The following is a 20,099-nucleotide window of genomic DNA, read 5'->3' on the forward strand; positions in this document are numbered from 1 at the left end:
GCCCGCCGACGACGGGGAAGCGTGCGGAGGCGGAGAGGTCGACGCCCGGCACCTTGCGCGCGATCTCTTCGCGCGTCAGCCACACCGCGTCGCCGCCTTCATGGCGCATGGCGTTGCCGCGGCGGATATAATCGTCCGCCTGGGCCGGCGAATGGGCGAGGTTGAGGATTCCCCGCTGCGAGAACATGACGTTGTAATTCAGCTCGTGTGACAGGTTCTCCCACAGCCGAAGCGAGAAATCATAGAAGCGGATGGATTCGGGCAGGAGGTAGTTCGACCGCACGATGGTGGTGTTGCGGCCGACATTGCCCGAGCCGAGCCAGCCCTTCTCCAGCACCGCGACATTGGTGATGCCGTGCTCCTTGGCGAGGTAGTAGGCGGTTGCCAGCCCGTGCCCGCCGCCGCCGATGACGACAACGTCGTAAGCCGGTTTCGGCACGGCCTTGCGCCAGGCCGGTTTCCAGTCCCGGTTGCCGTTGAGCGCATTCCTAAGAAGCGCAAGGGCCGAATATTCCGCCATGCATGCCGCCGAAGTCCCACGAACAGGTAACCTATAGGGCAGGTGCCGGGCGCGAGGCAATCGATGCGCCTTGCCGACGCCGGAGCGGCCCGCATGGCCAAGGGTTGGTGCGGGGCGCCGAATTCCGGGATTTGAGTGAATCTCCTTACTCTCGATTAACGCTCACCGAAAAAAGCGGCCGCCGGAGGGAGCTTGGACCTTCCGATTCAGAGTTCCGAAGCGGTTTGGCGCTAGGGAGCGGAGGTGGCGAGGGCCTACCCTCGCGCGCAACGGTTTCTCGGGGGGCTACAAAATGGATGTGCGGTCCGAACGCGTGGCGGTACCGCTGGCCGTTGATCTCGACGGAACGCTGATCGCGACCGATCTCCTGTGGGAAAGCCTGTTTCTGCTCATTCGCAGGAACCCGCTCTGGCTGTTCCTCATCCCCTGGTGGCTGTGGCAGGGCCGGGCGCGGCTGAAATGCGCGATTGCCGAGCGCGTCGAACTCGATCCGGCTGCGCTGCCCTATCGCGCAGCGCTCGTGGAGCGGTTGCGGGAGGAGCGTGCCGCTGGCAGACAGATCGTGCTCGCGACCGCCGCGCCGCGCCGGCTGGCGGAGAAGATCGCCGCGCATCTCGGGTTCTTCGATCTGGTGATCTGCACCGATCCCGGCTGCAATATGGCCTCCGGGATCAAGCGGAAGGCGCTCACGGAGCTCTTCGGCGACGGCGGTTTCGATTATGCCGGCAACGGCCGCGCGGACATTGCCGTCTTCGATTCGGCGCGCCGCGCGATCGTCGTCGCGCCGGACCGGCATGCAGCCGGTTGGTACGGGAAGCATGGCGGCGAACTCATCGCCGCGCCGAAGGTGAGCTTGAAGGTTCTGGTCCGGATGCTGCGCGTTCACCAGTGGGTGAAGAATGCGCTGATCTTCGTGCCGGTGGTGCTGGCGCATCAATATCTCAATGCCGCACTTCTGGTCGACAGCCTGCTTGCCTTCATCGCCTTCAGCGCGGCGGCCTCGGCGATCTACATCCTCAACGACTTTTTCGACTTGGCAAACGATCGCCGGCACCCGACCAAGCGTGACAGGCCCTTTGCCAGCGGCGTTCTGTCGATCCCGTTCGGCCTCTGCGCCATGGGGCTGCTGCTCGCCGTGGCCGCCGTGACGGCACTGTTTCTGCCCGCCGTCTTCAGCGCCGTCCTCGCCCTCTATCTCGTCGCGACGACGAGCTATTCGATCGCGGTCAAGCGCATGCTGCTGCTCGACGTGCTGATGCTCGCGGGCCTTTATACGGTGCGCATCCTTGCCGGGTGCGCGGCCACGGGCATTGCCGTCTCGTTCTGGCTGTTGGCCTTTTCGACCTTCTTTTTCCTCTCCCTGGCCCTGGTCAAGCGTTATGTCGAGCTGCGTTCGACCACGTTGCCGACGGGCGAGCGCATTGCCGGGCGCGGCTATCGCACGGAGGATCAGGAGATCATCGCACAAGCCGGCCTCGCCTCGGCCTTCTCTTCGGCCCTGGTGCTGGCGCTCTATATCCAGAGCGATTCCATCGCGGACCTCTACGCGCATCCGTGGCTCGTCTGGCCCTTGAGCCCGATCGTGCTCTACCTCACCATGCGCATCTGGATTCTCGCGCGCCGCGACGAGATGCACGACGACCCGATCGTCTTCATCATCCGTGACTGGCGCAGCCAGCTCGTCTCCGGTATCGGCGCCGTCCTCCTCTTTACGGCGGGGCTGTGATGGGCGCGCTTTACCGCAGCTTCGGGCGGACGGGAGCGCCGGCGCGTCGCGCGATCGGCGCCGATGAAGCGATCGCCCGGCTGAAGGCGGGGCGACGGCAGGAGCTGCCGCTTCTCGCCTATGGCAACGGGCGCTCCTACGGCGACAGTTGCTTGAACCACTCGGGCACGCTCGTCGATATGCGGGCGAAGAGCCGCATCCTGTCCTTCGACCCGCAGACGGGCCTCCTCAAGGCAGAAGCGGGAGCGATGCTCGCCGACATCATCGACCTGGCCGCCCCGCGAGGCTGGTTCCCGGCGGTGGTCCCGGGGACGCGCTTCGTCACGCTGGGCGGCGCCATCGCCAATGACGTGCACGGCAAGAACCATCACCGCCGCGGGACCTTCGGCCGCCATGTCGAGGCGCTGACGCTGCTGCGCTCCGACGGCACGCTGCACGAATGCCGGGCCGATCAAGAGCCTGAGCTCTTTCGCGCCACCGTCGGTGGCATGGGGCTGACTGGCCTGATCCTGGACGCCACCATCCGCCTGATGAAGGTCGGCTCGGCCGATGTCGAGGAGGAGGTGACGGCCTTCTCGTCGCTCGATGAATATTTCGCGCTGGCAGAAGAGGCCGACTCGCGAAACGAATATGCAGTCGCCTGGATCGACCAGCTCGCCACCGGTGCTGCGGCAGGCAGGGGCTTGCTCCTGACGGCGAACCACGCGCGAGAAGGCACCTTCCGTCCCGCGCCGAAGGCTTGGCTTTCGGTGCCCTTTCAGCCACCCTTCAATGTGTTGAACAACGCGTCGATCCGTCTTTTCAACAAGGCCTACCGTTGGGCAAAACAGCGCAAGTCAGTCCTCGAGCACAGCGGTTTCGCCGGCTATTTCTTCCCCCTCGACGGTGTTCGCCACTGGAACCGGCTTTACGGGCCGGGCGGGCTCTTCCAGCACCAGAGCGTGGTGCCGGAGGAAGCGGCCCGCAAGGCCATACCGGCCATGCTTTCCGCAGCGCGCGCGGCGGGTCAGGCCTCCTTCCTGACGGTGCTGAAGCGCTTCGGCGACGTTCCTTCTCCGGGTCTCCTGTCGTTCCCACGGCCCGGTTACACACTGACCCTGGACTTTCCGAACCGCGGAAAGAGGACTTTGCAGCTTCTTGAAAAGCTGGACGAAATTACCGTTGCGGCCGGAGGCGCGGTCAACCCCTACAAGGATGCGCGCATGGGCGCGGAGGTCTTCGCCGCTTCCTTTCCGGACTGGCAGGCGCTCGAGCGCACGCGCGACCCTGCCTTCATGTCGGACTTCTGGCAGCGCACGGCGATGCGGGCCGGGCAACCCGTCCGGCTCGGTCAGGCGGCGGAGTAGGGGGCATGATGGATCCCTTTCAGAAAGATGACCGGCTTGCGCGCAATTCGAGCGAACGGTTTCACGCGATTTTTTCATCTGTTTCCTATGCAGGGGCAGGGGACAAACGGGGCGGCCAAGCATGAAATACATTCCCTTCATCCTGTTCACGGTGCTGACCAACGCGGCGGCGCAGCTCATGCTGAAATACGGCATGATGACCCTGGGGCCCTTGAGCTTTGCCGGCGTCAATCCCGTCCTCAAAATCCTGCAGATCGTCTTCAGCCCGTGGATTTTCGCGGGGCTTTGCGTGTTCGTCGTCTCGATGGCCTCGCACCTCTTCGTGCTCTCCAAGGTGGAGCTTTCCTTCGCCTATCCCTTCCTGAGCCTCGCCTACGTGGCCGTGGCGGTCTTCGCCTATCTGCTCTGGCGCGAGGATCTCAACGCCTACCGCATCGCCGGCATCGCGCTGATCTGCGTTGGAACGGTGCTCATCGCCCACAGCGGCCGCAAGACGGACGAGGCCGCCGTCGCCTCCAGGGCGCTGCAATCGGAAAGGTCGACCATCCAATGAAACACGTCATCTTCGGCGGAGACGGCTTCGTCGGCCGCCACCTCGCACCCAAGCTCATCGCCGACGGCCAGGAGGTCGTCGTGGCCGATATCGTCAAGAGCGATTTTCCGCACTACCGCCAGGCGCGCTTCGTCCACTGTGACGTGACCGATCCGACCACCATCCCGGCGGTCGGGATGGAGGCCGACGACATGGTCTACAACCTGTCGGCCAAGATGCTCTCGCCCATTCAGGTGCGGGCCAAGCGCCACGACTTCTTCTATCCCGTGAACTATCACGGCACGGTCAACATCATCGAGGCGATGGACAAGCGAGGGGCGAAGAACCTCGTCCACTTCACCACCGACATGATTTACGGGCACACGGTCACTTATCCCATGACCGAGGACCATCCGGTGGCACCGCTCGGCGAGTATGGGCAGTCGAAGCTCGACACGGAGGTGCTCGCCGCCGAATGGCGCAAGCGCGGCATGAACATCGCGCTCTTCCGCCCTCGGCTCATCATCGGGCCTGGCAGGCTGGGGATCCTCGAAAAGCTCTTCAAGCTGATCGACTACAACCTGCCTGTGCCGATGATCGGCGCCGGCAGGAATCCCTACCAGTTCATTTCCGTCTTCGACTGTGCGGAGGCGGCAAGGCTGGCCTGGAAGGCGGGCGTGCCCAACGAGGCCTACAATCTGGGCTCCCTCAACCCGCCGCCGGTCAGGAAGCTGCTCGGCGACCTGATCAGGCATGCGGGGTCGAAATCCTTCCTGCTGCCGACGCCCGGCTGGGCGGTCAAGCGGACGCTCGACCTCCTCGATCTTTTCAACATGCCGCTGATGGACCCGGAGCAGTATCTGATCGCCGACGAGATGTGCGTTCTGGACGTCTCAAAGGGCGAACGGGAGCTCGGCTGGGTGCCGCAGTACCGCGACGGGGACATGCTGATCGCCGCTTACGACGAATACAGCGCCAAGAAGGCCGGCCAGCCTGCCGAAGCACGCGAAGTTCCGGCCGAATAGGAGTTCTTCCATGACCGTGATGACGAAAGCCGATCAAGGCGCCGGAACCGCTGTACAAGCACCTGAGCTGGCGCGAGAGGGAAACCCCAGGCCGGCCCTCATGAGCGTCGAGGATGCGAAGGCGCTTGACGTCGGGCAGATGGCCGAGCTCTTCAAGGCGCATCTCAACCCTGGCCAGCTTCATTTCATGAAGCTGCTCGGCTTCCACAAGGTGAAGGTCGAGCGCGCCGAGGGCATGTACTACATCGACCAGAACGGCCGGAAGATCCTCGATTTCTTCGGCGGTTTCGGCTCGCTCGCCTTTGGCCACAACCATCCGCGCATCCTTGAGGCGCGGCAGACGTTTCAGGCAGAGAAACGGCACGAGATCGCCATCGCCTTCATGTCGCAATATGCGACGGCGCTTGCGCACAATCTGGCCGCCTGCTCGCCCGGCGACCTCGACATGGTGTTCCTGGGCTCTTCCGGCTCGGAGGCGATGGAGGCAGCCGTAAAGCTCGCCGAGCGCGCGGCGGGGCCGAAGCGGCCGAAGATCGTCTATGCGGAAAACTCCTTCCACGGGAAGACCAAGGGCGTGCTGGCCCTCACCGACGGCCAGCTTTACCGCGGCGAGTTCCGGCTGACGGACAATGTGGTGCGGGTGCCCTTCGGCGATATCGAGGCGGTGGAGAACGCCTTCCGCAGCGACCCCGAGATCGGCGCGATCGTGCTCGAAACCATCCAGGGCGGTGGCGGCATCATCGAGGCCGAGCCTGAATTCTGGCAGAAGCTGCGCCGGCTTTGCGATGAGTACGGCGTGCTGTGGGTGGCCGACGAGGTGCAGTGCGGCTTCGGCCGCACGGGACGCTTCTACGCATTCGAGCACTACGGCGTGGTGCCGGACATCACCGCACTCGCAAAGTCGCTGGGCGCGGGCAAGGCGGCCGTCGGCGCCATGATCGCCAAGCGCGACGTCTACATGAAGGCCTATGGCTCGCCAAAGACGGCCATGATCCATGCCATGGCCACCTTCGGCGGCATCGGCGAGGCGTGTGTCACGGCTATCGAGGGGCTCAACGTGCTCTATGACGAGGCGCTGATCGAGAATGCCGAGGCGACGGGCGCCTATCTCATCGAGCGGCTGAATGCGCTGAAGGAAAAATATCCGCGCATCATCAAGGATGTGCGCGGGCGCGGCTGCATGGTGGGGCTGGAGTTTCAGGACTTCTCCCAGACGCTGCCGGCCGTTATGCGCCCGATGGTGGCGATGCTGGACGACAAGCTGAAGGGCTCCCTCTCGGGCTTCGTCGGCGCGGCCCTTCTGCGCGACCATGACGTGCTGGTGGCCTTCACCGAATACAACCGCAACGTCATTCGCCTCGAGCCGCCGCTGATCGTCGGGCGCGAGCATGTGGACACCTTTGTCGACGCGCTCGACGCGCTGCTTTCGCGCGGCGTGGTGTCGATCGTGAAGGATTTCGCCAGGAGCCAGATGGGCTGAGATGGACCGGGGCGGGGAAGGGCAGTGAGTAGCTTGCAGCAGAGCTTGATCGGCCGGGTGCTTACCAGCCCGCCGGGCGACGGCTTCGTGCGCCGCTTGACGCAGCGCGGCTTGCTCGACCGGGCGGGCGCGCTCTTTCTCCTCCTGGGAGTGCTGGCCACGGCTGCCTATGGCTTGGTCAGGCCGGATTACAATTGGGACATGGTGGCCTATATCGCCACCGCACTTGAAAACCGCATCGACGATGCTGAAGCGTTGCATGCCGAGACCTGGGCGCGGATCGAAGCGGGGGCCGACGAGACGCGGGAATATCATCTGAAATATTCCAACCCGTACAATCTGAACCAGTGGGAAAACCCGGCGGATTTTCAGTCGCAGCTTTCCATGTACCGGGTAAAGGTTGCCTATGTGGCGCTGCTCAGGCTGCTTGAACCATTGACGGGACTGGCCACAGGCGCCATTCTGCTCAGCGTCGTCCCGTCGCTTTGTGTCGGTCTGCTCTGCCTGTGGTGGCTGTGGCGGGCGGAGGCGCTGCAGGGTGCGTTCTTCCTCCTGCCGCTTCTTTTCCTCGCGGATTACTTTCGGATGACGTCGGCCGCCGTGCCTGACATGCTGCTCGCGCTGGTCTCCCTGTCGGCGGTCTACGCCCTGTGGCGGGGGCGCATGTGGCTGGGCTACAGCCTGCTCTTCGCCTCCGTATTCGTGCGGCCTGACAACATCATCCTCATCTTCGCGGTGCTGATCGCGGCGGTCCTTTTCAACTGGCGGAAGCTGCCGATACTCTTCACCTTCCTGGCCGCCCTGGCCGCCTGCCTTGTCATCTCCAAGGTCGGCGGGCATCCCGGCTGGTGGGCGCACTTCTACTTCTCCTGTGTGGAGATCCAGAATTCCATGGCCGGGTTCGATCCCGATTTCTCGCTTCTGGCGATGATCAGGGGATACATGCGTGGAGTGGTGGTGGCGCTGCAATTCAACGACTGGCCGGCGATACTGGCGGTGCTGACGGGTGGTTGGGCGCTGCTGGCGCGACACGGCCGCCTGGGAGAGCCGCGCGCCAACGCGCTCGCCTTCGCGCTGGCCATTGGCACGCTGGGAAAGTTCGCCAGCTTCCCGCTGCCCGACGACCGCTTCTACTTCGTCTTCATCGCCGGAATGGCACTCGTTCTGGTGGCGTCGTGGAAGCCGCGCTTCGACGGTACGGGCGCGCGCTGAAGCGGAAGTCGCGACGCAATTCGGCCATGTCGCAAACAGGCCGGGGGGAGCGCCCGGCCAACGCATAATCTTCCTCGCGAAAAGCGGCCGAAACCGGCAGGAGCGAGGGAGATTAAAGCATGAAGAGCGAGGCGCGCGCGGTCGTCATCGGAGGAGGAGTGGTCGGTGTCTCCACGCTCTACCATCTGGCGAAGAAGGGCTGGTCGGATGTCGTTCTGCTTGAACGGAAGGAACTGACCTCCGGCTCCACCTGGCATGCCGCCGGTCTCCTGCCACTCTTCAACATGAGCTACTCGGTCGGCCAGATCCACAAGTACTCGGTGAGGTTCTACCAGGAGCTTCAGGAGGAGACCGGCATGAATGTCGGTTTCACCCGGTGCTCCAACATCCGGCTCGCCCGCACCAAGGACCGCTGGGACGAATACATGTACTACGCCGGCATCGCCGAGACGATCGGCGTGCCTTACAGGCTCCTGACGCCGGAAGAGGTCAGGGAGGTCTGGCCGCTCTGCGAGACGGAGGGCCTGCTGGGCGCCATTCAGCATCCCGACGACGGCTATATCCAGCCGGCCGACCTCACCCAGGCGCTTGCCAAGGGCGCGCGCGACAAGGGCGCTACGATCTATCGCAACACCGCGGTCATGGCCCTGGAGCAGCAGGGCGACGGCAAGTGGCTGGTCAAGACCGACAAGGGCGACATCCTCGCCGAGCACGTCGTGTCGGCCACCGGCAATTTCGCCCGCAAGACGGGCGAGATGGTGGGGCTCGACGTGCCCGTCATTCCCGTCGAGCATCAGTACATCGTGACCGAACCGCATCCGGCGATCGTGGAACGCAAAAAGCAGGGCCTGCCGGAAATGGGCGTGCTGCGCGAAAGCGACTCCTCCTGGTACATGCGCGAGGAGAATGGGGGCCTGCTGCTCGGGCCCTACGAGGCGGGCGCGCCGTGCTGCTACGTGGACGGGCCGTCCGACGATAGCGAGTATGAGCTGTTCCAGGAGGACCTCGACCGCCTTATGCCCCACGTGGAGACGGCGATCGAGCGCGTGCCGGCCTTCGGTGAGGTCGGCATCAAGCAGATCTATAATGGCGCCATTGCCTATACCCCCGACGGCTCGCCAATCATCGGTCCGGCGCCGGGTTTGAAGAATTTCTGGCTCAACGAGGGACATTCCTTCGGCGTCACGGCCGCCGGCGGGGCCGGCTGGCAGCTTGCCGAATGGATCGTCGAGGGCGAACCGTCGATCGACATGATGGGCGTCGACCCGCGCCGCTTCGGCCCCTATGCGACGGAAGGATACCTGCGCGAGAAGAACGAAGAGGCCTACGCCAACGTCTTCACCATGCACTACCCGGACGAGGAGCGCGCCGCCGCCCGGCCGCTGAAGACCACGCCCTGCTACGGGCGCATGAAGGAGCGCGGCGCCGTGTTCGGCTCCGTCTATGGCTGGGAGCGGCCCAACTGGTTCGCACCGGAAGGATATGCGGTGCCTGAGGAAGCCCTCGGTGTCGGCGCGGACGTGATCACCAAGCACAACCACGCGCCGCCGCTCGAAGACGGGCGGATCGTCGAGAAATGGTCGTTCCGACGTTCGAACTATTTCGAGCATGTCGGCAACGAGGTGAGGAACGTACACGAGAATGTGGGCCTGCTCGACATGTCGGCCTTCGCCAAGATCGAGGTCTCGGGTCCGGGCGCGCGCTTGTGGCTCGACTCGATCTTCGCCAATCGCATCCCCAAGAAGCGGGGCAGGGTGGCGCTGTGCCACCTTTTGACGAAGAACGGCGGGGTGCGTTCCGAATTCACCGTCTACGAATGGGCGCCCGGCCGCTTCTATCTCGTCTCGGCGGGTGGCTTCGAAGCGCATGACCATGACGTTCTGGCCAGGCTGCTTCCGGCGGACGGCTCCGTGGTGCTGCGCCCGCTCACCGAACAGTACGGGGTGTTCGTGCTCGCCGGGCCGAAATCCCGCGATGTGCTGAAGAAGCTCACGCACACCCCGCTGTCCAACGCTGATTTTCCCTGGCTTTCCGGCCGGAAGATCTCCCTCGGGCATGCCACCGCGCATGCGCTGCGTGTCAATTTCGTCGGGGAACTCGGCTGGGAGCTGCATCACCCCATCGCCATGCAAAACGTCCTCTTCGACATGCTGATGGAGGCCGGCGCACAGTTCGGCATCAGGCCGTTCGGCATCCGGGCGATGACGGCGATGGCCATCGAGAAGAGCTACCGGCTTATCCCGCGCGAATTGTCGATCGAATACACCGCCTGGGAGAGCGGACTCGACCGTTTCGTCCATCCCGACAAGGGAGACTTCATCGGCCGTGAGGCACTGCTGCGCCAGCGCGAGGACGGCCTCAGATGGAACTACGTCACACTGGAGGTGCACGACGTCACCGATGCCGATGCCCGCGGCTCGGAAGCGATCTACAGGGACGGCAAGCTCGTCGGCCGCGCCACCCATGGCGGCTATGGCTGGCGCGTCGGCAAGAGCCTGGCGCTTGCGATGGTGCGGCCGGAACATGCGGCGGAAGGCACCAGGCTGGAGATCAAGATCCTCGGCAGGATGCATCCGGCGACGGTCATCGCCGAAAGCCCCTTCGATCCCGATAACGAGGCGCTCCGGGCCGACGGGTGAGCCGGGGAGTGGTGCGGACGGCGGGGATCGAACCCGCACGGGCAAGCCCGAGGGATTTTAAGTCTGTTTAGGGGGTGGTGCGGACGACGGGACTTGAACCCGTAAGCCATTGAAAGGCGGCAGATTTTAAGTCTGCTGAGTTTACCAATTTCTCCACGTCCGCTGGCACAATGACACTATGTGGCACAGCCATGGCACAGTGCCAAAGCTCCACTACCGTCGAAATAGGGATAACAGAAAAGACTTTCCCTTTGGAGTGAGCCGGAGCGTCCTTTTGCGACGGTCATTTAAATCGAAATCGATCTTAACGAAATCATGTCCACCTTTCATGTCCTTGTGGCCCGTGGCCCAGTAATATGCATTACGAGATGATGTACCAGACAATAATCCAACTTTCACTTCAAGATCGCTTACAGATATATCGATATGGTTTTCTTCGGCTAAAGCGATTTCTAGCAGCGTAAGGATTGTTGAAACCTGCATCCTTCCATCGAATTGGTTGAATCGATGTAGCTCGGAAATGAGACTTTCCAGGTCGCTTTTCATACGCAGTCCTCAAACTAGGCGCTTGCATTTTGAGTTACCGCGTTACCGCTGGCATTTTTAGAGCCTTTTCGCAAAGGACTTTAAGGCACAAAGAACAATTTTCGAAACAAAGTTTCGTCTATCTTATTGAAATCTCATCATCATTTAAGAGAGTGCCAAAGGTGCCAATTTTAAGTCCCTTGCGTCTACCAGTTCCGCCACGTCCGCACACCTTTCTATTCAATCGCTTAGCCAGTTTCGTCAATCACCGTTTTGCAGTTTTTCCGTTACACTTTGCAAAACGGTGTTCTTGGCCCGCCCCCAAAGGGTCTGATCACCTTTGTCTGGTTCTCCACGTGGCGTGGAATGGGCGCCTGTTCCGGCGAATGCACCTGGCGAGGTGAGCGCGCGGCAGCACCGCCAGCATGGCTATATCGTCGACTGACCGCATGTTACGCTTCGTCCTGGAAGGCGACCGTAAAGGGAGGGCGAAATGCCAGGTTCGATCTTCTATCTCGACAAGTCCGAGATCCGAGAGGGGAAGCTCCAAGAGCTCAAAGCGGCCATCACCCATCTTGTCGCCTTCCTGGATTCCAACGTACCGCGCGTGGTCAGCTACGGCATATACCTCGATGAAGGCGGCACTCAGATGACCGTCGTTCAAATCCATCCCGACTCGGCATCACTGGAGCACCACATGAAGGTGGGGGCTCCGGAATTCGCCAAGTTCAAGGATCTCGTGAAGCTTAAGACGATCGAGGTCTATGGCGAGCCGAGCAGGGAGCTGCTGGGCCTATTGACCAAGAAGGCCCGGATGCTGGGTGGCGATGCCGTTGCTGTGAATGGGCTGGAAGCTGGATTCGAACGGTTTCGCCTGGCTCCGTAGTCCGTGGGGCTGATGAACGCCAGTCCTCGTTGATTTGCCCTGATCACCCGCCGACGGTTGCCGCCCTTGTCGATAAGGCCAGAGGGACGCGCGATCGCCCCGGGCTCGCTTACTGCACTGTCCGCGGATTTCACTGGCATCGCTCGAGCGGGTTTGCCACACTGCCGGCGAGGAGACACATCGATGGCGAGTTCCACCGTGAGTAAGAAAACCAGGCCGTGGAGCGCGGTCGCGCCGCTCCTGGTCGATGTCGCCATGGGCCGCAAGGGGGCCGATCTCGTGGTGCGCAACGGGCGCTGGGTGAACGTTTACTCGGGCGAGGTGATCCCCGGCACCGACGTCGCCATCGCCGCTGGCCGCTTCGCCTATTGCGGGCCGGACGCCAGCCACGCCATCGGTGAGCGGACGAAGGTGGTGGATGCGCGCGGCCGCTACCTCGTGCCGGGGCTGTGCGACGCGCACATGCATGTGGAAAGCGGTATGGTGACGGTGACGGAGTTCTGCCGCGCCGTCATTCCGCACGGCACGACGTCGATGTTCATCGATCCGCACGAGATCGCCAACGTGCTGGGGCTGCAGGGCGTGCGGCTGATGCACGACGAGGCGGCCGCGCAGGCGATCAACGTCTATGTGCAGATGCCCTCCTGCGTTCCGTCCGCGCCCGGGCTCGAGCATGCCGGCGCGGAGCTCGGCGCCGAGGAGGTGGCGGAGGCCATGGGCTGGGACAATATCGTCGGCCTCGGCGAGGTGATGAACTTTCCCGGCGTAGCGGCCAACAACCCGGCGATGAGCGGAGAGATCGCCGCCACGATGAGGACGGGAAAGACGGTAGGTGGCCACTATGCCTCCCCCGATCTCGGGCGCGCTTTTCACGGCTATGTGGCCGGCGGGCCGGAGGACGATCACGAGGGCACGCGGATGGAGGACGCCGTCGCCCGCGTGCGCCAGGGTATGAAGGCGATGCTGCGGCTCGGCTCCGCCTGGTATGACGTGGCCAGCCAGATCAAGGCGGTGACGGAGCAGGGGCTCGACCCGCGCAACTTCATCCTTTGCACGGACGATAGCCATTCCGGCACGCTGGTCGAGGAGGGCCACATGGACCGCGTCGTGCGCCATGCCATCGCCCAGGGGCTCACGCCCGTGACGGCGATCCAGATGGCGACGATCAATACGGCCCAGCATTTCAGGCTGGATCGCGAACTCGGCTCCATCGCACCGGGGAGGCTGGCGGACTTCCTCATCGTCTCCGACCTTGCCGCTCTTTCCATCGACGAGGTCTATGCCCGGGGCGTTCGGCTTGCCCGGGGCGGCAAGCTGGAAGCCGACATTCCCGCCTACAATTATCCCGCCAATGCCAAGAAGACGGTGCGCCTCGGCAAGCGCCTGACCGCTGCGGATTTCGACATTCCCGCGCCGAAAGGCGCGCGCAGCGTCAAGGCGCGGGTCATCGGCGTGGTGGAAAACCAGGCCCCCACGCGGGCGCTCACCGGGGAACTCCCCGTCGTGAACGGTCTGGTGGCCATGGACCGGCGCAACGATATCTGCCAGATCGCCCTGGTGGAGCGCCATCGCGGCACGGGGGCGGTCACCAACGGCTTCGTCTCCGGTTTCGGCTATACCCAGGACTGCGCCATGGCCTCCACCGTGGCGCACGATTCGCACCACATGATCGTGGTCGGCACCAACAAGAACGATATGGCCAAAGCCGCCAACCGGCTCGGCCAGGTCGGCGGCGGCGTCGTAATGATCTCGAAGGGCAGGGAACTGGCCTTGATAGAGATGCCCATCGCCGGACTGATGTCGGACCAGCGTGCCGAGGTGGTCGCCGAGAAGGCCGCGAAACTGGCCGCCGCCATGCGCGAGATGGGCTGCACGCTCAACAACGCCTACATGCAGCACTCGCTGCTGGCACTCGTGGTCATTCCCGAACTGCGCATCTCGGACATGGGGATCATTGATGTGACCGCCTTCCGCCGGGTCGACCTCCTGTTGCCGTCCTGAGGGCTGAGGTGCGTGACCTCGAGCTGAGGTATACGCGCTTCAGATCACGATTGGCTGTTACTGCCCGACGGCGATGTTGATGACCTCGAACGGTGTGGTGATGATCAGGTCGGCGGCCGATCCGATCGTCTGGCCGATACCGCGCGTAAGACCTTCCAGGCGCTGGGCAATCCTGTCTTCCGTCACAGGCGTATCGTCGGAATCGACCAGGCCCTCGCCCAACAGGCGCACAAGCACTGGGTTCTCCGCGAACTTCGTGTGGTTGAGGCCGTCCGGGGAGGAAAGGCTCGTGACGTCGAGTACGGTCACACCGAGTTCTGCGACCTCTTCCGGCTGGATTCCGCTGCCCAGGCGCGGCGCGTTTCCGGCGATGATGCGTGACACGTTGAGCGCCCGGTCGTCGCGCGAGGTCAGGACGAAGAAGTTGCGGTCCGGCACTCCGTAGCGGCGCATCTGGCTCTGGAAGACGTCCAGATCGATGTCGGGAGAGGCGAGCACCACGTCCGCCAGCCGGCCGCCAAGGTCCCTGTCGCCGGAAATCGCAAGCTGGCGCAGCACCTCCATCGTCAGCCAGGCGCCCATGGAATGGGCGACGATATCGATACGTTTCACCCCGGAGCCGGCAATCAGCTGCAGCGTTTTCTCCAGCGCATCGCGTGCGGCGGTCGCGCTGTTCTGGTCGTAGATATAGTTGAGCACCCGCGCCGACGACGGCCAGGTGAACAGGACCGGCACGCCCTCGTAGCCGGAATCGTGCACGATCTGGGTCATCCGGTACACCGCTTCGTCGAAGCTGGTGTTGAAGCCGTGAACGAAAACCAGCGCCCTGCCGTCACGCTCCCGGGCGTTTCGGCCGATGACCGTGCGGAAACTTTCCGCATCGCGGTAAAGCCCGAGGCGCCTGGCAGCGAGATAACGGGCCGGATCGGCAACGTGGGTGGTCGGTGAACGTTCGAGTTTGCCCGACTCGTGGACCTTCGGCACGCTGACATCGACAAGGCCGAAGGCGATCTCCGGTGCGCGCTGACCGGAAAAGATGACACCCGGCTCCGATGCGGGCTCGCGCGACGTCGCGAGAAAGATCCGGTGCAGCGCGGAGATTTCACTTTGCGAGGCGGGCGCGATGGTCTGTGCAATGAGTCGGTGCTGCTCGGTCGATGCGCAGCCAGCGACGAGGAATGCAATGCACAGTATCGACAGCCGCAGATACGGTGAGTTCACGAACATTTTCGAATGCTCAGCAAGGAGATGAGTTTGCGCGGGACCATACAACCTAAAGCAGCGTTTCACCACCCGGCAGATTATTGGCTACCGCCCCCAGAAAATCGGAGTGAAGATCACCAGAACGGCGAGGATCTCGAGGCGGCCGAGAAGCATCGCCAGCGCCATGATCAGCTTCGCCGCGTCGGTGAGTGAGGCGAAATTGCCCACCGGACCGACGATCGGCCCGAGGCCGGGGCCGACATTGGTCAGCGCCGACAGCGCGGTGCTGACGGCAGAGACGAGATCGAGGCCCGTTGCCCCGAGGAGCAGGATAACAAAGGCCCAGATGACGAAGAAGGCGGAAATATAAAGGACGACAGCGCGCTGCAACTCGTCTTCCACGGGCCGGTCGCCGTAGCGCACGCTCAAAACGGTGTTCGGATAGACCAGCCGGCGCAGGCCGTTGGCCAGCAGCTCGAACAGGATGAGGAAGCGGTAGGCTTTGATCCCGCCCGTGGTCGAGCCCGAGCAGCCGCCCAGGAACATGGCGACGAAGGCCGCGGTCAGCGCGAAGGCGCCCCAGGCGCCGTAGTCCTCGGTGGCGTAGCCGGTTGTGGTGATGATCGAGACGAAGTTGAAGGCGGCGTGGGTGAGTGCGTCGAAAAAGGAGCGGTCGCCGGTGATACGCAGATAGACGGCGACGGCGAGCACGAAAACCAGCGTGTAGCCCGCGAAGACGCGGATCTGTGGATCGCGCAGCGCATCGAGCCGCCCGCGCACGGAAAAGAGGATCAGGATCGAGAAGGGCAGGGCGCCGATGAACATGAAGATCGTGCCCACCCACAGGATGGCGGGATTGTTGGCGTAAGCCCCCATTGAGGCGTCATGGGTGGAGAAGCCGGCGGTGGCGAGCGTCGTCATGGCGTGGTTCACGGCATCGAAAGTGGGCATGCCCGCCGCCGCGTAGGCAACGCCGCACACGAAGGTCAAAAGCACGTAGATGCTGACAAGGCCGGTGGCGAAGGTGGAGAAGCGGTCGAAGGGTTTGTCCGCGATATCCGAGGATTCGATCTTGAAATAGGATACGCCGCCGACGTTCAGGAACGGCAGCACGAACAGGCCGAGGGCGATCACCCCGAGGCCGCCGATCCATTGCAGGATGGACCGCCAAAGAAGCAGGCCGGGCGGCATGCCGTCCAACCCCACGAGGACCGTCGCCCCTGTGGCCGTTGCCGCCGACACGGATTCGAAGAAGGAATCGACCAGGTCGATATCGACGGAAGAAGCAAAGAGAGGGATCGCTCCCACCACGCAGGCCGTAAACCAGAGCAGATTGACGACGAGAAAGCCGAATCGCGAGGAAATGACCGGCGCGCGTCCCTGTGTCGCCATGGCGACGGCAAGCGACAGACCGCCGGTGAAGAAAGCCGAGAATGCGAAGACGCGCCAGTCGTCGTTTCCGTAATAAAGGTCGACCATCGCCGGGACGAGCATGGCAACCGAGAGATAGATGGCAAAGACGGAGGCGATGTGGATGGCGGTGCGGGCAGCCGAATATTGCACGGGCGAGCGAACCTCGTCTCAGTCTTTGGCACGTTGGCGGGTCCGGCGGAGAGTGGCCTTGCCGCCCGTGATATGCAATAGCAGCACGATGATCGCCGAAGCCACCGAAAAGGAACGGCAGGACAGTCCGCGTTGCCGGAAGGGGGAAGGATGACCGCATTCGCCGAGCGGGTCGGACAGGCGTGTGAAGCGTTGCGGGCGCTCTTTCCCGAAACGCCCCTGCAGGAAAACGACTACCTGTCTAAGAAGACCGGCGCGCGCGTTCTCCTGAAGCGCGAAGACCTGACCCCGGTCCGCTCCTATAAGATCCGCGGTGCCTTCAATTTCATGCGCAAGGCGATCGCCGCCGGTGTCGGGCCGGACGGCTTCGTCTGCGCCTCGGCCGGGAACCATGCCCAGGGTTTCGCCTTCGTCTGCCGTCATTTCGGCCGCAAGGGCGTGGTCTTCATGCCGGTGACCACGCCGCAGCAGAAGATCGACAAGACGCGGCTGTTCGGCGGCGATTTCATCGAGGTGCGGCTGGTCGGCGATTTCTTCGACGAATGCTATCATGCCGCCGAAGGCTTCGCCGCCGCCAGCGCCGCACTCATGGTGCCGCCCTTCGACCATCCCGACATCATCGAAGGACAGGCTACCGTCGCGCGCGAACTCGCCGACCAGCTCGATGCGCGGATGGAGGCTGCGCGGGTGCTTTTGCCGGTCGGTGGCGGCGGGCTCGCGGCGGGCGTGACGACCTTCCTTTCCGACAGCGGTTACGCGCCCGAGTTCGTCTTCGCCGAGCCCGTCGGCGCGCCCAGCCTCGCGCGCAGCCTGTCGGCGGGAAAGCGCGTGAAGCTCGACCAGGTGGACAACTTCGTCGACGGCGCGGCGGTGGCGGAAATCGGGCGCGAGCCGTTTAAGCGATTGAAGAACTTTTCCGCGCAACAGGTTCGGTTGATTCCTGAAAACCGTCTCTGTGCCACCATGATCGAGATGCTCAATGTGGAAGGCGTGGTGCTGGAGCCCGCCGGCGCGCTCGCGCTCGATGCGTTGAAGGATTTTCCCAAGAAGGACTTGAAGGGCCGCACCATCGTCGTGATCGTGTCGGGCGGCAATTTCGACTTCGAGCGTCTGCCCGACGTCAAGGAGCGCGCGTTGCGCTTCGAGGGGCTGAAGAAGTACTTCATCTTCCGCTTTCCGCAGCGCCCCGGTGCGCTGCGCGACTTCCTGGACCTCCTCGGCCCGGACGACGACATTACGCGGTTCGAATATCTGAAGAAATCCGCGCGCAACTTCGGCTCGGTGCTGATCGGGCTGGAAACCAAGGACCCGCGCAACTTCAAGGTGCTTGCCCGGCGCTTCGATGCGGCGGGCTGGGCCTATCAGGACATCACCGACGACGAAACCATCGCAAGTCTTCTCATATGACCCCCTACATCGTGCTGTTTCGTGGTGTGGGAGGAGCGACGCAGCTTCCGGTGAAGCAGCTTCGGGCCGTGCTCGCGGAGGCGGGATTTTCCGGTGTGGCGACCTACATCAACAGCGGCAACGCGGTGCTTGTCTCGCCGATGGCGGAAAGCGCGGTGGCCGAGACGGTCGCCGCCCTCGTGAAAGAGAAGATGGGCTTCGATAAGGCTGTTCTGGTGCGCAGCGCCGCCGATTGGGCTGAAGTCATCGCCCAGAACCCGTTCGTGGAGACGGTGGACGAGCCGACGAAGCTGCATCTCCTCGCTCTCGAGCGGCAACCGGAAGCGCGGAACGTCGAGGCGCTCCAGGCGAAGGCGTCGGGAAGCGAGCGCTTCGCCGTCAAGGGCAGGGCGCTCTATCTGCACACGCCAGACGGAATGGGCCGATCGCTGTTTGCGCCGAAGATCGAGCCGACGCTCAAGGTGGCGGGAACCGCGCGCAATTGGCGGACCGTTCTGGCCCTGGCCAGGATGGCGGAAAATCTTTAGCGCGCGGCAAGAAAATATTCGTTTGCTATTTCCCGTCCGGCAGGCCATATGAGCCATCATAGGCGCATGGGCCGGCTCGTCCGGCTTTCTCTCGAGACAGGTTGCGTCTGATCCTCCCTTCGTTCCCACGGTTCGGCAGGCGGGACAAGACCCGGGATTAATTGTTCCGGGCGCGACAGCGCAGCCGTGTGGAGCGTCTCTCCGCCGCCTTGTCGTTCATTGAAACAGTAATTGGGCAGGTTGCGCCCTGCCGCGATTGATCGCGCGCGCCGGTTCGGCGCCGCAGAAGAAAGAAGACAATATTGACCACGGATAACAAAGCGGATCGCAACGATTTCGCACAACTCGGGATTTCGGGCACACTCTTGAATACGGCCGCCGCCGCCGGCATGTCCACACCCACGCCCATCCAGGAAAAGGCGATTCCCGCCTTTCTCGAAGGCCGCGACATCCTGGGCGTGGCCCAGACGGGCTCCGGCAAGACGGCCGCCTTTTCGCTGCCGATCCTGTCGAAGATCATCGGGCTCGGCGCCAAGCGGCGCCCGCGTACGGCACGCGCGCTCATCCTCGTGCCGACGCGCGAGCTCGCGGTCCAGATCGATACGGTGGTGCGGGCGCTGGCCAAGGGCGCGCATGTCTCGACGGCGCTGGTCCTCGGCGGCGTATCGCGCCGCAGCCAGGTTAAGCGCATGGCCCCCGGCGTCGACGTGCTGATCGCCACACCCGGCCGGCTGACCGACCTTGTGCGCGAGGGCGAGGTGGTGCTTTCCGACACCACATGGCTCGTGCTCGACGAAGCCGACCGTATGCTCGACATGGGTTTCATCAACGATGTCCGGCGCATCGCCAAGGCGACGCATCCGGCGCGCCAGACCGCGCTTTTCTCGGCCACGATGCCGAAGGAGATCGAGGCGCTGGCCGGCAGCCTGCTGCGCCAGCCTTTGTGCATCGAGATCGCACGCCAGGGCACGACGGCCGCCGAGATCCGCCAGAGCGTGGTCATGGCGCGCACCAAACAGAAGCGCAAGGTGCTCGCCGACATGCTGGCCGACGAGGTGATGCGCCAGGTGATCGTCTTCGCCCGCACCAAGCACGGCGCCGACCGCGTGACGCGTGATCTGACGCGCGATGGCTTCCCGGCCGCTGTGATCCACGGCAACAAATCGCAGAATGCACGCCAGCGCGCGCTGGACGAGTTCCGCAACGGCAAGGCCCGCATCCTCGTGGCCACCGACATTGCCGCGCGCGGGATCGACGTGCCCGGCATCAGCCACGTCGTGAATTTCGACCTGCCGGACGAAGCCGAAAGCTACGTCCACCGCATCGGTCGTACCGGCCGCAACGGCGCCGACGGCGAGGCGATCACGCTGTGCGATCCCGGCGAGGCAGCCAAGCTCAGGCAGGTCGAGCGCATCATCCGCATGCGCCTTTCCGTGGCGCGCGACGTCACGGGCGAGCCGGATTCCGCGCTCCGCGACCGCAGTGCTGCGCCTGCACGCCAGGAGTG

Annotated in this window: 15 protein-coding genes and 1 tRNA gene; 12 read left to right on the forward strand and 4 right to left on the reverse strand. The window is 63.7% G+C overall.

The features are described 5' to 3' along the window. Nucleotides 1-520 (reverse strand): FAD-dependent oxidoreductase (locus tag ACFP9U_RS15380; RefSeq protein WP_378622725.1); only part of this gene is annotated, 520 nt, incomplete at its 3' end. Between the two features lie 292 nt (nt 521-812). Here ACFP9U_RS15380 and ACFP9U_RS15385 point away from each other — a divergent pair. The 7 genes from ACFP9U_RS15385 (at nt 813) to ACFP9U_RS15415 (ending at nt 10,480) form a co-directional block, all read left to right on the forward strand. Next, nucleotides 813-2,246, forward strand: a complete 1,434-nt coding sequence (locus tag ACFP9U_RS15385; protein WP_378622727.1) for a UbiA family prenyltransferase — start codon at nt 813-815, stop codon at nt 2,244-2,246. Continuing rightward, a complete protein-coding gene (locus ACFP9U_RS15390; RefSeq protein WP_378622728.1) occupies nt 2,246-3,592 on the forward strand; it encodes an FAD-binding oxidoreductase in 1,347 nt (448 codons plus the stop codon). The genes ACFP9U_RS15385 and ACFP9U_RS15390 overlap by 1 nt, the downstream gene beginning before the upstream one ends. Before the next feature lie 121 nt (nt 3,593-3,713). After that, nucleotides 3,714-4,145 (forward strand): transporter, encoded by a 432-nt coding sequence (locus tag ACFP9U_RS15395; RefSeq protein ID WP_378622730.1) that lies wholly within the window; start codon nt 3,714-3,716, stop codon nt 4,143-4,145. Continuing rightward, on the forward strand, nt 4,142-5,149 hold the full coding sequence (locus ACFP9U_RS15400; RefSeq protein ID WP_378622731.1) for an NAD-dependent epimerase/dehydratase family protein: 1,008 nt from the start codon (nt 4,142-4,144) through the stop codon (nt 5,147-5,149). The genes ACFP9U_RS15395 and ACFP9U_RS15400 overlap by 4 nt, the downstream gene beginning before the upstream one ends. Nucleotides 5,150-5,159: 10 nt before the next feature. Next, nucleotides 5,160-6,629, forward strand: coding sequence for an aspartate aminotransferase family protein (locus tag ACFP9U_RS15405; protein WP_378622733.1), 1,470 nt, complete (start codon nt 5,160-5,162; stop codon nt 6,627-6,629). A 24-nt stretch (nt 6,630-6,653) separates the two neighbouring features. Then, a complete protein-coding gene (locus ACFP9U_RS15410) occupies nt 6,654-7,841 on the forward strand; it encodes a hypothetical protein (protein ID WP_378622734.1) in 1,188 nt (395 codons plus the stop codon). A 119-nt stretch (nt 7,842-7,960) separates the two neighbouring features. Continuing rightward, nucleotides 7,961-10,480 carry a GcvT family protein gene (locus ACFP9U_RS15415; protein ID WP_378622736.1) on the forward strand — a complete coding sequence of 840 codons (2,520 nt, stop codon included), beginning with the start codon at nt 7,961-7,963 and terminating at the stop codon, nt 10,478-10,480. Nucleotides 10,481-10,555: 75 nt separating this feature from the next. Here ACFP9U_RS15415 and ACFP9U_RS15420 read toward each other — a convergent pair. After that, nucleotides 10,556-10,643 (reverse strand) — tRNA-Leu (locus ACFP9U_RS15420). Nucleotides 10,644-11,498: 855 nt separating this feature from the next. Here ACFP9U_RS15420 and ACFP9U_RS15425 point away from each other — a divergent pair. Both ACFP9U_RS15425 and ade read left to right on the forward strand, forming a co-directional pair. Beyond that, complete coding sequence (locus ACFP9U_RS15425; RefSeq protein WP_378622738.1) at nt 11,499-11,891, forward strand: hypothetical protein; 393 nt, start codon at nt 11,499-11,501, stop codon at nt 11,889-11,891. 183 nt (nt 11,892-12,074) lie between these two features. After that, complete coding sequence (gene ade / locus ACFP9U_RS15430; RefSeq protein ID WP_378622739.1) at nt 12,075-13,892, forward strand: adenine deaminase; 1,818 nt, start codon at nt 12,075-12,077, stop codon at nt 13,890-13,892. A 57-nt stretch (nt 13,893-13,949) separates the two neighbouring features. Here the strand turns inward: ade and ACFP9U_RS15435 are convergent, their stop codons facing one another. Then, nucleotides 13,950-15,119 (reverse strand): alpha/beta hydrolase, encoded by a 1,170-nt coding sequence (locus tag ACFP9U_RS15435; protein ID WP_378622741.1) that lies wholly within the window; start codon nt 15,117-15,119, stop codon nt 13,950-13,952. A gap of 81 nt (nt 15,120-15,200) precedes the next feature. After that, a complete protein-coding gene (locus tag ACFP9U_RS15440; protein ID WP_378622743.1) occupies nt 15,201-16,658 on the reverse strand; it encodes a TrkH family potassium uptake protein in 1,458 nt (485 codons plus the stop codon). A gap of 150 nt (nt 16,659-16,808) precedes the next feature. On the opposite strand from ACFP9U_RS15440, the gene ilvA reads away from it, so the two are divergent. The 3 genes from ilvA to ACFP9U_RS15455 all read left to right on the forward strand — a co-directional run. After that, nucleotides 16,809-18,065 (forward strand): threonine ammonia-lyase IlvA, encoded by a 1,257-nt coding sequence (ilvA, locus tag ACFP9U_RS15445; RefSeq protein ID WP_378622744.1) that lies wholly within the window; start codon nt 16,809-16,811, stop codon nt 18,063-18,065. After that, nucleotides 18,062-18,592 carry a DUF1697 domain-containing protein gene (locus ACFP9U_RS15450; protein ID WP_378622746.1) on the forward strand — a complete coding sequence of 177 codons (531 nt, stop codon included), beginning with the start codon at nt 18,062-18,064 and terminating at the stop codon, nt 18,590-18,592. The genes ilvA and ACFP9U_RS15450 overlap by 4 nt, the downstream gene beginning before the upstream one ends. Nucleotides 18,593-18,894: 302 nt before the next feature. Continuing rightward, on the forward strand, nt 18,895-20,099 hold a 1,205-nt coding region (locus tag ACFP9U_RS15455; protein ID WP_378622747.1), incomplete at its 3' end, for a DEAD/DEAH box helicase.

This window comes from Nitratireductor sp. GCM10026969 (genome assembly GCF_042660605.1).
In the GTDB taxonomy this organism is placed as follows: domain Bacteria; phylum Pseudomonadota; class Alphaproteobacteria; order Rhizobiales; family Rhizobiaceae; genus Chelativorans.

Coding starts and splice junctions, on each gene's coding strand:
- ACFP9U_RS15385 (WP_378622727.1), top strand. CDS start 813: ATGGATGTGCGGTCCGAACGCGTGGCGGTACCGCTGGCCGTTGATCTC.
- ACFP9U_RS15390 (WP_378622728.1), top strand. CDS start 2,246: ATGGGCGCGCTTTACCGCAGCTTCGGGCGGACGGGAGCGCCGGCGCGT.
- ACFP9U_RS15395 (WP_378622730.1), top strand. CDS start 3,714: ATGAAATACATTCCCTTCATCCTGTTCACGGTGCTGACCAACGCGGCG.
- ACFP9U_RS15400 (WP_378622731.1), top strand. CDS start 4,142: ATGAAACACGTCATCTTCGGCGGAGACGGCTTCGTCGGCCGCCACCTC.
- ACFP9U_RS15405 (WP_378622733.1), top strand. CDS start 5,160: ATGACCGTGATGACGAAAGCCGATCAAGGCGCCGGAACCGCTGTACAA.
- ACFP9U_RS15415 (WP_378622736.1), top strand. CDS start 7,961: ATGAAGAGCGAGGCGCGCGCGGTCGTCATCGGAGGAGGAGTGGTCGGT.
- ACFP9U_RS15425 (WP_378622738.1), top strand. CDS start 11,499: ATGCCAGGTTCGATCTTCTATCTCGACAAGTCCGAGATCCGAGAGGGG.
- ade (WP_378622739.1), top strand. CDS start 12,075: ATGGCGAGTTCCACCGTGAGTAAGAAAACCAGGCCGTGGAGCGCGGTC.
- ACFP9U_RS15435 (WP_378622741.1), bottom strand. CDS start 15,119: ATGTTCGTGAACTCACCGTATCTGCGGCTGTCGATACTGTGCATTGCA.
- ilvA (WP_378622744.1), top strand. CDS start 16,809: ATGACCGCATTCGCCGAGCGGGTCGGACAGGCGTGTGAAGCGTTGCGG.
- ACFP9U_RS15450 (WP_378622746.1), top strand. CDS start 18,062: ATGACCCCCTACATCGTGCTGTTTCGTGGTGTGGGAGGAGCGACGCAG.